We start from the raw sequence: 12,979 nt of genomic DNA, 5'->3' as shown, positions 1-12,979 counted from the left end.
CGATGGTCGGCGCCGGCGGCGAGCGCGCGGGGGAATCCACGTATTGGGGACCGGATTTCGGTGAGCTTGCCACGGCAGACCCCGAGATCGCGGCTGTTACGCTGGCCGAACTCGAGCGTCAGCGCGACGGACTTCAACTCATCGCGAGCGAGAACTTCACCAGCCCTGCGGTACTGGCTGCCTTGGGTTCGACCCTGAGCAACAAGTACGCCGAGGGCTATCCGGGTCGGCGTTACTACGGCGGGTGCGAGTACGTCGACGTAGCCGAGAATCTGGCGATCGATCGGGCAAAGGCGCTGTTCGGCGCCGAGCACGTCAACGTCCAACCACATTCGGGGGCCACTGCGAATCTCGCGGTGTACGCCGCATTCGCCAGGCCCGGCGACACCGTATTGGCGATGAGTCTGCCGCACGGTGGGCATCTGACTCACGGGTCTCGCGTCAGCTTTTCTGGGCAGTGGTTCACCACCGTTCCCTATCACGTCGATTCGGCCACCGAATTGATCGACTACGACGAGGTTCGCACCCTGGCTCTGGCGCACAAGCCGAAAATCATCGTCGCCGGCGCGACCGCGTACTCCCGCACCATCGACTTCGCAGCCTTCCGCTCGATCGCAGACGAGGTCGGTGCGATCCTGTGGGTCGACGCCGCCCACTTCATCGGACTCGTGGCAGGCCGGGCGATACCTTCGTGCGTTCCGTACGCCGACGTCGTCTCCGCGACGACGCACAAAGTCCTCAGAGGCCCGCGCGGCGGAATGATCCTGTGCCGCAGCGAGCATGCCTCGGCTGTAGATCGCGCGGTGTTCCCCTTCATTCAAGGCGGCCCGATGATGCATGCGATCGCTGCGAAGGCGGTTGCCTTCAAGGAAGCGTCGACGCCGGAATATCGTTGGTATGCACAGGAAGTGGTTGCCAACGCATCGGCACTCGCGCAGTCGTTGGAAGCTCGCGGCCTGCGCACCGTGTCCGGTGGAACCGACACACATCTGGCGCTTCTCGACCTGCGCGCAAGCGGTGTCACCGGAGTCGACGCCGAGCGTAGGTGCGGACTGGCTTCGATCACGCTCAACAAGAACGCGATTCCGTTCGATCCGCAGTCGCCCGCCGTCACGTCCGGAATCCGCGTCGGATCCGCGGCCGTCACGACCCAGGGTTTCAACCGCTCCGACATGAGCGTGGTGGGGGAGTTGATCGCGCGCGCAGTTGTCGCGGACCCCGCCACCACGTCAGGAGAGGCCGAGTTGGCAGCAGTTGCCGACGGCGTTCGCGAACTGGTCCGGGCAAAGCCTGCCTATGCCCGCCAGACGGGTGATCTCGAGCAGTGATCACTTCCTACGAGGCGACCACGTATCTGGCACAGGGTGGCGGGGGAGCGGGTGTTCCCATCCGTGAACTTTTGCTCGTGCTGTGTACGGCGGCGGTGGTGACCTACCTGGCGACTGGCGCAGTCCGGTTGTTGGCGCTGAGGTTCGGCGCTGTCGCGATTCCTCGTGATCGGGACGTTCACGTCGAGCCGATTCCGCGCCTCGGTGGCGTCGGAATGTATGTCGGCATGGCTGTCGGTCTGCTGTTCGCGCAGCAATTACCCGCGCTCACAAGAGGTTTCGGCTTCGGCAGTCCTGACGTACACGCTGCGCTCGTAGCTGGCGCCGTCATCGTCCTCGTGGGTGTGATCGACGACAGGTGGGGCCTCGACGCCCTCACCAAATTTGTCGGTCAGGTGACTGCTGCCGGCGTTCTCGTGGTGATGGGCGTCAGCTGGTTCATCATCTACAACCCGTTCGGCGGTGACGGTGGGTCCACCATCATCCTCGATCAGATTCAATCCGGACTGTTCACCGTTGCTGTTGCCGTCGCGACCATCAACGCCATGAATTTTGTCGACGGTCTCGACGGATTGGCCGCCGGGTTGGGTCTGATCGCGGCGCTCGCCATCCTCATCTTCTCGATCGGTCTTCTCCACGATCAGGGCGGCGACGCGAGTGTCTACCCGCCGGCGATGATCGCGGCGGCTTTGGCAGGCGCTTGTCTCGGTTTTCTTCCACACAACTTCAATCCGGCGCGCATTTTCATGGGCGATTCCGGGTCGATGTTGATCGGTCTCATGCTGGCCGCGATCTCCACCAGTGCATCCGGTCGTATTCCGCTCACTGCCTACGGAACCCGCGACCTCGTCGGCCTCCTCGCGCCGTTGTTGCTGGTCGGGGCTGTGATGTTCATCCCGATGCTGGACATGCTCCTGGCCGTGATCCGCCGGACGAAAGCGGGCGTCAGTCCGTTCAGTCCGGACAAGATGCACCTGCATCATCGCCTCTTGCAGATCGGACACACGCACCGACGAGTTGTGCTGGTCATCTACCTGTGGGTCAGCGTCCTGGCGTTCGGTGCCGTCGGATCCTCGCTGCTCAATCGTCAGCTGGTTGTTGTACTCGTCGCGGCCGGTTTGGTTCTTGCGTTGTTCTTCACTGCGGTGCCTTCCCTGATCGATCGCAAGCAGCAGCGTCGCTAGCCAAGTTTTCCGATCCATTACCCTTGGGCATCGTGACGAACACGCCGCAGCCTGTACCTGCCTCGCAACCCATCCCTGATTCGACCGCCGCCATGAAGTCGGCCGTGAAGTGGGGTGTGATGGGGCTGATCGCGCTGGCCGTGGTCGGCGCGCTCCTGGGCGGGCTCTTCGCCGGTAAGGAAGGCGTCTACGGCGCTTTGATCGGCGCAGCCGTCGGCGGCGGGTTCATCTTGTTCACGGCGTTGGGCGTGCTGCTCACAGCGAAGCTGCCTGCGCTCACGGCCGGTGCCGTTCTGCTCGGTACCTGGCTGCTGAAGATGATTCTCGCGATGGTGGTTCTCTTTGTCCTCTCGGACATGGATTTCTACAACAAGACCGCCCTCGTCCTGGTCATCATCATGTCGCTGGTCGTGGTGCTCGGTGCGGAGACTTACGGCGTCCTGGGAACCAAAACTCCGTACGTCGATCCCACTCCCAGCAGCAACGTCGACGACGACGAGTAGTACTACAAGAGGTAACTAATCGGACTTCCAGGTACCCCATCTACACAATGTCGTAGATGACTTGATAAGGTTCGGTTCAAGCGAGAGCAATGGTGGGCCGAGTAACACTCAGCCGACGATGCCATGTGCTCGCAGGTGGTCGAAATTCTGACCACTGAGTCGACGAGAGTCGCCGACACCGACAGACGCCAGGCCCCTCTAGGGTTCTCCAGCTGCTGACGAATGCGCGAGTCGAACTTGTCGACTTGTAGATCGTCAATGTCCGATCGAACCGCAGTCAATGATGGCTGCGGACCGACTACGGGAGAGAACGCTGAGCGTCACCACCCTGGCCGCGGATGAATTCCATGCGCCGTCACTAGACGATTTTTTCCCGCCCTCCGTGTTGATCCACGCGGGCCCCTTCGAGCTCGACCGTCTGATGCTGATTCGTCTGCTGATGTCGGTGCTGGTCGCAGCCTTCTTCGTGATCGCGATGCGCAGCCCTCGATTGGTTCCCCGCGGACTTCAGAACGCCGCTGAGCTTGCGCTCGACTTCGTTCGGATCAACATCGCCGAGGAGATCCTGGGCAAGGAACAGGGCAAGCGCTTCCTGCCGGTCATCACGACGATCTTCTTCATCGTGGTCGCCAGCAACCTGGCCAGCATCATTCCTTTCCTGAACATCTCGCCGAACGCACGAATCGGTATGCCCCTGGTACTCGCGGCGCTCGCCTACATCGTGTTCAACTACGTCGGAATCAAGAAGTACGGCTTCTTCAAGTACGTCAAGAGCAGCATCGTCGTTCCCGGCGTCCCGCTGCCCCTGCACTTCTTGTTGGTGCCCATCGAGTTCATCTCGACCTTCATCCTGCGCCCGTTCACGCTGATGGTTCGTCTCATGGCCAACATGTTGGCCGGCCACATCCTGCTGGTGCTGTTCTTCAGCGCGACGAACTACTTCTTCTTCGTGTCCGGCGGATTCCAGGCGATCTTCGGTGTTCCGTCGATCATTGCCGGTATCGCATTCACGTTCTTCGAGCTGCTGGTCATCTTCCTGCAGGCTTACGTGTTCGCGCTGCTGACCGCGGTGTACATCGATCTGGCGCTCCACGCCGACGAGCACTGACCTTTTACCTCCTCACCAGCTACACCAAGAACTGAGCCTCTTGCCGAATCCGGCGGAGGTCAACAGAAAGGGAATGGAACACCATGAGCATCGCTTACCTCGCTCAGGAAGTTGTCGAGACCAAGTCGCGCGGCTACGGAGCCATCGGCTACGGCCTCGCAGCAATCGGCCCCGGCATCGGCGTGGGCATCGTTGTGGGCAAGGCAATCGAAGGCATGGTCCGCCAGCCCGAGATGGCCGGCCAGGTTCGTACCACCATGTTCCTCGGTATTGCATTCACCGAGGCCCTCGCGCTGATCGGCCTCGTCGCCGGCTTCATCTTCTAAGACCGACATGGCAGCCACCATCGCAATTCTCGCGGCGGAGGGGACGACTGAACACAATCCCCTCATCCCCGAGACATACGACATCGTGTGGTCCGCGGTCGCGCTCGTAGTAGTTGGTTTCGTCTTCTGGAAGCTCGTTCTTCCGAAGTTCCAGAAGGTCTTGGCCGAACGCACCGAGCAGATCGAGGGCGGCATCAAGAAAGCCGAAGACGCACAGGCGGAGGCAGCAGCAGCGCTCGAGCAGTACCGCGCGCAGCTCGCCGAAGCTCGTACCGAGGCAGCGCAGATCCGTGAGGAAGCGCGTACCCAGGGTCAGCAGATCATCGCTGACATGAAGGTTCAGGCGCAGGACGAGAGCGACCGCATCGTGGCCGCAGGCCACAGCCAGCTCGTCGCCCAGCGTCAGCAGATTGTCGCTGAGCTCCGCTCGGATCTCGGCAAGACCGCTGTAGACCTGGCCGAGAAGGTCATCGGGGAGTCCCTCGCCGACGACGTGAAGCGCGCCGGAACGGTTGATCGTTTCCTCAACGAGCTCGACACCGTCAGCGCTGATTCAGCCAGGAAGTGAGCAACATGTACGCAGCGAGCCGTGAAGCCTTGGCGCAGACTCGTTCTGCGCTGAGCAGTGCCCTGGGCGCCGTCTCTGCAGGAGCCGCAACTGCTGCTTCTGCTCAGGCTGGGTCCGAGCTCTTCTCGGTGGTCGAGGTACTCGACGGCCAGCGCGCTCTTCGCAGCGCGCTGGCTGACGCTTCGGCACCGGCCGCTGGTCGCCAGGCTTTGGCAGAGCAGTTGTTCTCCGGAAAGGTCGGCGCCGAGGCGCTCGCCACCGTGAAGGCAGCTGCAGGCCAGGACTGGTCTGCGGCCCGCGACTTGGTCAACTCGCTCGAACTGCTCGGACGCGAAGCTCTGCTCCGCGCCGCAGCCGATCAGAGCCAGTTGGACACCGTTGAGGACGAGCTCTTCCGTCTCGGTCGCATCGTGGCAGGGGATCCCAGCCTGGAGCAGACGCTCTCGGATCTGTCGGTTCCCGCAGCCCGCAAGCGTGAGTTCCTCTCCCGCTTGCTCTACGGCAAGGTCACCGCGGTCACCGAGGCACTCGCCGGACAGGCTGTCGGCCGGTTGAAGTCTGCACCCGCAGACACTTTCGATCAGCTGTCGAATCTTGCCGCAGCGCAGCGCGATACCACCGTTGCTCACGTTCGCAGCGCCTCGGCGTTGAGCTCGGAGCAGTCGGATCGCTTGGCGAGCACTCTTACCCGCACCTACGGGAAGCCGGTAGCAGTGCACGTCGAGGTCGATCCAGAACTCCTCAGCGGCTTGGTCGTCCGGGTGGGCGACGAGGTTATCGACGGCAGCGCAGCGGGTCGACTCGCAGCACTGCGGAAGAACCTCAAGTAGTCCTTCAGCCGAACACATACTCCAGATCTTTTCGAAGACCAGACACCGAGAGCAGGAAAAACATGGCGGAGCTGACGATCTCCTCCGACGAGATCCGTAGCGCGATCGACAACTACACCGCGAGCTACTCCCCGGAGGCCTCCCGTGAGGAGGTCGGCACAGTGACCGACACCAGTGACGGCATTGCGCACGTCTCTGGCCTGCCTTCGGCTATGTCCAACGAGCTGTTGGAGTTCCCCGGTGGAATCGTCGGCGTCGCGCTCAACCTGGATGCCACCGAAATCGGTGCCGTCATCCTTGGCGATTACCAGAACATTCAAGAAGGCCAGGAAGTAAAGCGCACGGGCGACGTTCTGTCGGTTCCCGTCGGCGATGCTTTCCTCGGCCGCGTCATCGACCCGCTGGGTGCGCCCATCGACGGCCTCGGCGAGATCGAGAGCACCGAGAACCGTGCACTCGAGCTCCAGGCCGCTTCGGTGCTCGAGCGCCAGCCGGTCGAAGAGCCGCTCCAGACCGGTATCAAGGCTATCGACGCCATGACCCCGATCGGCCGCGGCCAGCGCCAGCTCATCATCGGCGACCGCAAGACCGGCAAGACCGCGGTCTGCATCGACGCCATCCTGAACCAGAAGGCCAACTGGGATTCCGGCGATGTCAACAAGCAGGTGCGCTGCATCTACGTTGCCATCGGTCAGAAGGGTTCCACCATCGCGGGCGTCAAGGCTGCCCTCGAGGAGAAGGGCGCGATGGAATACACCACCATCGTTGCTGCTCCGGCATCTGATTCCGCAGGCTTCAAGTGGCTCGCACCGTACACCGGCTCGGCCATCGGCCAGCACTGGATGTACCAGGGCAAGCACGTTCTGGTCGTGTTCGACGACCTGACCAAGCAGGCAGAGGCGTACCGCGCCATCTCGCTGCTGCTGCGTCGCCCGCCGGGACGCGAGGCTTACCCCGGTGACGTCTTCTACTTGCACTCCCGTCTGCTGGAGCGTTCGGCGAAGCTGTCCGACGCACTCGGCGGTGGCTCGCTGACGGCTCTGCCGATCATCGAGACCAAGGCGAACGACGTCTCGGCTTACATCCCGACCAACGTCATCTCCATCACCGACGGTCAGGTGTTCCTCGAGTCCGACCTGTTCAACAAGGGCGTTCGCCCCGCGATCAACGTCGGTATCTCGGTCTCCCGCGTCGGTGGCGCTGCACAGACCAAGGGCATGAAGAAGGTTTCCGGTTCGCTGCGTCTGGAACTGGCTCAGTTCCGTGAGCTCGAAGCGTTCTCCGCCTTCGCTTCCGACCTCGACGCTGCCTCCAAGGCTCAGCTCGAGCGCGGCGCCCGTCTGGTCGAGCTGCTCAAGCAGGATCAGTACAGCCCGATCCCCGTCGAGGACCAGATCGTCTCGATCTACCTGGCCGGCGAAGGCATCTTCGACAGCGTTCCGATCGGCGACGTCCGTCGCTTCGAGAAGGAACTGCTCGAAGACCTCAAGCACTCGGCTGCTGGCGTCTACTCCAGCATCAACGGCGGTAAGGCACTCGATGCCGACAACGCTGCTGAGCTGATCGCCGCGACGAACAAGTTCAAGGAAGGCTTCATCGCATCCGACGGAAGCCGGGTCGTGAACGAAGCCGAGGCTGACGCTTTGGGCGCCGACGAGGTCGCGAACGAGCAGATCAACGTCAAGCGCAAGACCGTCAGCAAGTGACGTACGCGCCCATGACACTGCGAATTCCGAAGGGAGAGTGATTGATCGATGGCGAGCATTCTCGAATTGCGGTCTCGTATCAAGTCGGTCAACTCGACCAAGAAGATCACCAAGGCACAGGAACTGATCGCGACTTCGCGTATCACCAAGGCTCAGATTCGCGTCGCCGCGTCCAAGCCGTATGCCGAGGAGATCACGAAGGTACTCACCGAATTGGCGAGTGCGTCTGCTTCGCTCGATCACCCGTTGCTCAACGAGCGTCCGGAGCCCAAGCGGGCAGCGGTCCTCGTTGTCACCAGTGACCGCGGCATGTGTGGTGGCTACAACTCCAACGTCCTCAAGCAGGCAGAAGAGCTCATGGCTCTCCTCCGCAGCGAGGGCAAGGAGCCGGTCGTGTACGTGCTCGGTTCCAAGGGGCTCGGCTACTACACGTTCCGCGGCCGCGACATCGGTGCTGCGTGGACGGGCTTCTCGCAGGATCCGGGTTACTCGGATGCCGCGAAGGCCAGCCGCCACCTGGTGGAGCTGTTCATGGCTGGTTCGGGTAACCAGGTTGCCGCTCCGAACGGTGAAGGCACGATCGAGGGCGTCGACGAACTCCATATCGTCTACACCCGCTTCGTGTCGATGCTGACGCAGACTCCCGAGGTTCGCCGTATGGCTCCTCTCGAGGTCTTCGTGTCGGAAGAGCGCATCGAACTCGGTGACGACATGCTGACCAACGGCCACGACGACGACCATGACAATGGCCCCGTCGCGGACTTCAGCTTCGAGCCCGAGCCCGAGAAGCTTCTCGGCGCTCTTCTCCCGAAGTACGTCAGCACTCGTATCTTCTCGTCGCTTCTCGATGCTGCGGCATCGGAGTCGGCAGCCCGTCGTACTGCCATGAAGGCCGCGACGGACAACGCAAACGAACTGGTGAACACGTTGAGCCGTCAGGCCAACCAGGCTCGCCAGGCCCAGATCACCCAGGAAATCAGCGAGATCGTCGGCGGCGCCAACGCGCTCGCCTCGAGCGCAGGAAGTGACTAGCACATGACCGCAGCAGTAACCGAAAACAACGGGGCAGGTTCGGCTTCGGCCGTAGCCGGCCGCGTCGTGCGGGTCATCGGTCCCGTCGTGGACGTTGAATTCCCGCGTGGCGCTGTTCCTGAACTGTTCAACGCCCTGAACGCCGAGATCACGCTTCCCTCGGTCGCCAAGACGCTGACGCTCGAGGTTGCACAGCACCTCGGTGACAACCTGGTCCGCACCGTCTCCATGCAGCCCACCGACGGCCTCGTCCGCGGCACTGCAGTGACCGACTCGGGCAAGCCGATCTCGGTTCCCGTCGGTGACGTCGTCAAGGGCCACGTGTTCAACGCCCTGGGCGATTGCCTCGACACCCCCGGCCTCGGCCGCGACGGCGAGCAGTGGGGCATCCACCGCAAGCCACCAGCCTTCGATCAGCTCGAAGGTAAGACCGAGATCCTCGAGACCGGCATCAAGGTCATCGACCTTCTCACCCCGTACGTCAAGGGTGGAAAGATCGGCCTGTTCGGTGGCGCCGGCGTCGGCAAGACCGTTCTGATCCAGGAAATGATCACGCGTATCGCTCGCGAGTTCTCGGGCACCTCGGTGTTCGCAGGCGTCGGTGAGCGTACCCGTGAGGGCACCGACCTCCACCTGGAAATGGAAGAGATGGGCGTCCTCCAGGACACCGCCCTTGTCTTCGGCCAGATGGACGAGCCGCCCGGAACGCGTATGCGCGTCGCCCTGTCCGCACTGACGATGGCGGAGTACTTCCGCGACGTCCAGGGCCAGGACGTTCTGCTGTTCATCGACAACATCTTCCGCTTCACGCAGGCAGGCTCCGAGGTTTCCACCCTCCTCGGCCGTATGCCTTCGGCAGTGGGCTACCAGCCCACGCTGGCGGACGAGATGGGTGAGCTCCAGGAGCGCATCACCTCGACTCGCGGTCGCTCGATCACCTCGCTGCAGGCTATTTACGTGCCCGCCGACGACTACACCGACCCCGCGCCGGCTACGACGTTCGCGCACCTCGATGCCACCACCGAGCTTTCGCGCCCGATTTCGCAGATGGGTATCTACCCCGCTGTGGATCCGCTGAGCTCGACCTCCCGCATCCTGGAGCCCGGCATCGTCGGTGCCGAGCACTTCCGCGTTGCCAACGAGGTCAAGCGCATCCTGCAGAAGTACAAGGAACTGCAGGACATCATCGCCATCCTCGGTATGGACGAGCTTCAGGAAGAGGACAAGGTCCTCGTCGGCCGCGCCCGTCGTATCCAGAAGTTCCTCGGCCAGAACTTCATCGTTGCCGAGAAGTTCACCGGTGAGCCCGGCTCCGTCGTGCCGCTCCGCGACACGATCGAAGCCTTCGACCGCGTCTGCAAGGGCGAGTTCGATCACCTGCCCGAGCAGGCATTCAACAGCTGCGGTGGACTCGACGACGTCGAGGCTGCAGCCAAGAAGATGGCCGGGAAGTAGTCCACGATGGCTGAGATGACCGTAGAACTCGTTGCCGTCGAGCAGCGCTTGTGGTCTGGTTCGGCGACGCTGGTCAGCGCTCAGACCACCGAGGGTGAAATCGGAATCATGCCTGGGCATGAGCCGGTCCTCGGCCAGCTGATCGAGGGCGGAACCGTGTCGATCACCTCGGTCGACGGCGAGCGTATCGTTGCTGCGGTACACGGAGGATTTCTCTCCGTCACTGCGACGACGGTGACGATCCTTGCCGAGTCCGCGGACATGGCACAGGACATCGACGTCGAGGCAGCCAAGGCTGTCTTGGCCGAGAACTCGGGCGACCTCGAAGCGATTGCGGTCGCCAAGGGTCAGCTCCGGGCCGTCGAGCGCGCGTAAGTTACTCGAGTAAAGCCGCGACGGGAGCCGACGAACAGTGACATTCGGAATGACTGTGTTGATCATTCTGGTTGTGCTGCTCGCGGTTCTCGTCGCGGCTTTTCTGTATCGTCTGCTGGTTCTGCGTCGCGGCGGTACCGCTGCACTGCTTCGTGTTCTGCCATCTCCGGGGGACAGCGGGTGGCGTCACGGAATCATTCGCTACGGCGAAAGCACCTTTGTCTTTTTCAAACTGTCGAGTCTGCGGCCGGGCCCGGACTCCAGGATCGATCGTCAAGGTATCGAGGTCGAGAGCCGTCGTTCTCCCTCGGGTACCGAATTCGACATCATGAGCGACGACATCGTCGTGGTCAAGGTCAATGACGGCTCGTCGGCCTACGAAATCGCTTTGGACAGTGGAGCATTGACAGCGTTCCTGTCCTGGGTGGAATCTCGGCCGGACGGGCGCGCCCGTAGGCGACGCACCGCCTGACCGGTCCCGCTCAAGCCCCGGCGCCGGGCTTCCAGAGCACATCGCCTTCAGGATTTGCCACTCTTCCCATGATGAAGAGCAGATCCGACAATCTGTTGAGGTATTTCGCGGGGAGCACGCTCGTGTCCTCCGGGTTCGCATTGATGGCGGACCAAGCCGCACGCTCAGCACGCCGCGAGACGGTTCTTGCTACGTGAAGCAGGGCTCCCAAGGCGGTTCCGCCCGGCAGAATGAACGAATTCAACGGTGCCAGTTGCTCATTGAGTTCATCGCACCATCCTTCGAGTCGATCGATGTAGGACTGAGTCACTCGTAGCGGCGGGTACTTCGGGTTCTCGACCACGGGGGTGGACAAGTCGGCCCCTGCGTCGAAAAGGTCGTTCTGGATCTGGCGCAGCATTGCAAGGAGATTCTCCGGGGGAGTGCCGAGGGCAACGGCCACACCGATCGCTGCATTGGTCTCGTCGCAATCCGCGTAGGCGATCAGACGCGGATCGTTCTTGGACACGCGGGAAAAATCGCTGAGGCCCGTGGTCCCGTCGTCGCCGGTCCGGGTGTAGATCTTCGTCAGGTGAACAGACATAGGGCTACGGTACCGGCGCGGTGCCGACGAGGTTGTGGCTCTAGGCTGTGAACCGTGAGTGAGCACTTTCTTGTGACCGGGGGTAACCGCCTCGAAGGTGAAGTACTGGTGGGAGGGGCCAAGAACAGTGTGCTGAAGCTGATGGCCGCGGCGCTGTTGGCCGAAGGCACCACTGTCGTGACCAACTGCCCGGACATTCTCGACGTACCGCTGATGGCGGACGTTCTGCGAGGTCTGGGCTGCGAAGTCGAACTCGAAGATTCCGAAGTGCGGATCACGACGCCGGCCGAGCCGAAGTATCACGCTGACTTCGATGCGGTGAAACAGTTCCGAGCGTCAGTGTGTGTTCTCGGTCCGCTGGTCGCGCGTTGTCGACGCGCTGTTGTTGCCTTGCCTGGCGGTGACGCCATCGGTTCGAGGCCCCTCGACATGCACCAATCCGGGCTCCGCCTGTTGGGTGCGCGCAGCGAGATCGAACACGGATGTGTAGTTGCCGAGGCAGACGACCTGCATGGAGCGAACATCCGCCTGGTCTTCCCGTCTGTGGGTGCAACCGAGAACATCTTGATGGCAGCGGTCCTCGCCCGTGGTGAGACAGTGATCGACAACGCTGCACGTGAGCCCGAGATCGTGGATCTGTGCAACATGCTCAACGATATGGGCGCCAAGGTATCTGGCGGCGGAAGTTCGACGCTCACCATTCAAGGCGTCCGCAAGTTGGAACCGACTACGCACCGCGTCATCGGTGACCGGATCGTTGCCGCAACATGGGGTGTCGCTGCCTCCATGACCAGGGGTGACGTCCGCGTTCGCGGGGTGAACCACAAGCATCTCGGACTGGTCCTCGACAAGCTTCGGACGGCCGGCGCGGAGGTGACTCCCGAGGTTGACGGTTTCCGCGTCATTCAGCGTGAACGGCCTAAAGCGGTCAATTTCGCAACATTGCCGTACCCCGGATTCCCGACCGACCTGCAGCCGATGGCAATCGGTTTGGCTGCGGTTGCCGAAGGCACGTCGATGATCACCGAGAACGTGTTCGAATCGCGCTTCCGATTTGTCGAGGAAATGATTCGACTCGGCGCCGACGCCCGAACTGACGGTCACCATGCGGTGATCCGCGGAGTTCCAGTGTTGTCGAGTGCGCCGGTGTGGTCTTCGGACATTCGGGCCGGCGCCGGGCTCGTGCTTGCGGGGTTGGTTGCGGACGGAACCACCGAAGTTCACGACATCTTCCACATCGACCGTGGGTACCCGCGATTCGTCGAGAATCTCCGTGGACTCGGGGGAGTGATCGAGCGGGTGGGCTCCGAATAGGTTCGGTGCTCGGCGTCACACTCGGGTCTATTCGCGATTGGCAGATAGGCGCAACAGTCTGACCTGGCCTTAGCCGGCCAATTCGGTGTGGTGACCAGGCGATTTGTGAATTGATTGAAGGTTCGCGTAACTTATTCCAAGTCAGAGCGACACGGACACCGACTCCCACCTGCGAGGGTGAGTGACACGAGGTTG

At 62.3% G+C, this 12,979-nt stretch carries 14 protein-coding genes; 13 read left to right on the top strand and 1 reads right to left on the bottom strand.

The genetic code is table 11. The features are described 5' to 3' along the window. The first annotated feature begins 2 nt into the window (after positions 1-2). The 12 genes from glyA to QRN54_RS32150 all read left to right on the top strand — a co-directional run bounded on the left by glyA (position 3) and on the right by QRN54_RS32150 (position 10,887). Positions 3-1,328, top strand: a complete 1,326-nt coding sequence (gene glyA / locus QRN54_RS32205) for a serine hydroxymethyltransferase (RefSeq protein ID WP_285183976.1) — start codon at positions 3-5, stop codon at positions 1,326-1,328. Next, the gene (locus QRN54_RS32200) at positions 1,325-2,512 is read left to right on the top strand and encodes a glycosyltransferase family 4 protein (protein WP_003941359.1); all 1,188 of its coding nucleotides are present in this window, start codon (positions 1,325-1,327) and stop codon (positions 2,510-2,512) included. The genes glyA and QRN54_RS32200 overlap by 4 nt, the downstream gene beginning before the upstream one ends. 32 nt (positions 2,513-2,544) lie before the next feature. After that, entirely contained in the window at positions 2,545-3,015 is a 471-nt protein-coding gene (locus tag QRN54_RS32195; protein ID WP_019749175.1) for a Cg1360 family ATP-synthase-associated protein, read from the top strand. 280 nt (positions 3,016-3,295) lie between these two features. Further along, positions 3,296-4,123: a F0F1 ATP synthase subunit A gene (atpB, locus tag QRN54_RS32190; RefSeq protein WP_042445557.1), complete on the top strand. Its 828-nt coding sequence runs from the start codon at positions 3,296-3,298 to the stop codon at positions 4,121-4,123. An 83-nt stretch (positions 4,124-4,206) separates the two neighbouring features. Beyond that, the gene (locus tag QRN54_RS32185) at positions 4,207-4,449 is read left to right on the top strand and encodes an ATP synthase F0 subunit C (RefSeq protein WP_003941327.1); all 243 of its coding nucleotides are present in this window, start codon (positions 4,207-4,209) and stop codon (positions 4,447-4,449) included. A 7-nt stretch (positions 4,450-4,456) separates the two neighbouring features. Beyond that, on the top strand, positions 4,457-5,017 hold the full coding sequence (locus tag QRN54_RS32180; RefSeq protein WP_003941337.1) for a F0F1 ATP synthase subunit B: 561 nt from the start codon (positions 4,457-4,459) through the stop codon (positions 5,015-5,017). 5 nt (positions 5,018-5,022) lie between these two features. Next, on the top strand, positions 5,023-5,847 hold the full coding sequence (locus QRN54_RS32175; RefSeq protein ID WP_003941304.1) for a F0F1 ATP synthase subunit delta: 825 nt from the start codon (positions 5,023-5,025) through the stop codon (positions 5,845-5,847). Between the two features lie 62 nt (positions 5,848-5,909). After that, positions 5,910-7,553, top strand: coding sequence for a F0F1 ATP synthase subunit alpha (atpA, locus tag QRN54_RS32170; protein ID WP_007726218.1), 1,644 nt, complete (start codon positions 5,910-5,912; stop codon positions 7,551-7,553). 48 nt (positions 7,554-7,601) lie between these two features. Next, entirely contained in the window at positions 7,602-8,585 is a 984-nt protein-coding gene (locus tag QRN54_RS32165; RefSeq protein ID WP_003941320.1) for a F0F1 ATP synthase subunit gamma, read from the top strand. Between the two features lie 3 nt (positions 8,586-8,588). Further along, on the top strand, positions 8,589-10,040 hold the full coding sequence (gene atpD / locus QRN54_RS32160; protein ID WP_003941349.1) for a F0F1 ATP synthase subunit beta: 1,452 nt from the start codon (positions 8,589-8,591) through the stop codon (positions 10,038-10,040). Between the two features lie 6 nt (positions 10,041-10,046). Then, positions 10,047-10,415: a F0F1 ATP synthase subunit epsilon gene (locus tag QRN54_RS32155; protein WP_003941287.1), complete on the top strand. Its 369-nt coding sequence runs from the start codon at positions 10,047-10,049 to the stop codon at positions 10,413-10,415. Positions 10,416-10,464: 49 nt separating this feature from the next. Then, the gene (locus QRN54_RS32150) at positions 10,465-10,887 is read left to right on the top strand and encodes a DUF2550 domain-containing protein (RefSeq protein WP_029255703.1); all 423 of its coding nucleotides are present in this window, start codon (positions 10,465-10,467) and stop codon (positions 10,885-10,887) included. A gap of 10 nt (positions 10,888-10,897) precedes the next feature. Here the strand turns inward: QRN54_RS32150 and QRN54_RS32145 are convergent, their stop codons facing one another. Beyond that, entirely contained in the window at positions 10,898-11,470 is a 573-nt protein-coding gene (locus QRN54_RS32145) for a cob(I)yrinic acid a,c-diamide adenosyltransferase (RefSeq protein WP_030537338.1), read from the bottom strand. 54 nt (positions 11,471-11,524) lie between these two features. Between QRN54_RS32145 and murA the strand changes: the two genes are divergently transcribed. Further along, positions 11,525-12,784: a UDP-N-acetylglucosamine 1-carboxyvinyltransferase gene (murA, locus tag QRN54_RS32140; RefSeq protein ID WP_083059461.1), complete on the top strand. Its 1,260-nt coding sequence runs from the start codon at positions 11,525-11,527 to the stop codon at positions 12,782-12,784. Positions 12,785-12,979 lie beyond the last annotated feature (195 nt).

This window comes from Rhodococcus sp. MEB032, assembly GCF_030208925.1.
GTDB classification, from domain to species: Bacteria; Actinomycetota; Actinomycetes; order Mycobacteriales; family Mycobacteriaceae; genus Rhodococcus_F; species Rhodococcus_F qingshengii.
Note: the sequence above shows the minus strand (reverse complement) of the source record. Positions and strands in the feature narration are given on the sequence as shown.

What these genes read in the sequence shown, in the direction of transcription:
- glyA (WP_285183976.1), top strand. Translation starts at nt 3, where the DNA reads ATGGTCGGCGCCGGCGGCGAGCGCGCGGGGGAATCCACGTATTGGGGA.
- atpB (WP_042445557.1), top strand. Translation starts at nt 3,296, where the DNA reads ATGATGGCTGCGGACCGACTACGGGAGAGAACGCTGAGCGTCACCACC.
- QRN54_RS32185 (WP_003941327.1), top strand. Translation starts at nt 4,207, where the DNA reads ATGAGCATCGCTTACCTCGCTCAGGAAGTTGTCGAGACCAAGTCGCGC.
- QRN54_RS32180 (WP_003941337.1), top strand. Translation starts at nt 4,457, where the DNA reads ATGGCAGCCACCATCGCAATTCTCGCGGCGGAGGGGACGACTGAACAC.
- QRN54_RS32175 (WP_003941304.1), top strand. Translation starts at nt 5,023, where the DNA reads ATGTACGCAGCGAGCCGTGAAGCCTTGGCGCAGACTCGTTCTGCGCTG.
- atpA (WP_007726218.1), top strand. Translation starts at nt 5,910, where the DNA reads ATGGCGGAGCTGACGATCTCCTCCGACGAGATCCGTAGCGCGATCGAC.
- QRN54_RS32165 (WP_003941320.1), top strand. Translation starts at nt 7,602, where the DNA reads ATGGCGAGCATTCTCGAATTGCGGTCTCGTATCAAGTCGGTCAACTCG.
- atpD (WP_003941349.1), top strand. Translation starts at nt 8,589, where the DNA reads ATGACCGCAGCAGTAACCGAAAACAACGGGGCAGGTTCGGCTTCGGCC.
- QRN54_RS32155 (WP_003941287.1), top strand. Translation starts at nt 10,047, where the DNA reads ATGGCTGAGATGACCGTAGAACTCGTTGCCGTCGAGCAGCGCTTGTGG.
- QRN54_RS32150 (WP_029255703.1), top strand. Translation starts at nt 10,465, where the DNA reads ATGACTGTGTTGATCATTCTGGTTGTGCTGCTCGCGGTTCTCGTCGCG.
- QRN54_RS32145 (WP_030537338.1), bottom strand. Translation starts at nt 11,470, where the DNA reads ATGTCTGTTCACCTGACGAAGATCTACACCCGGACCGGCGACGACGGG.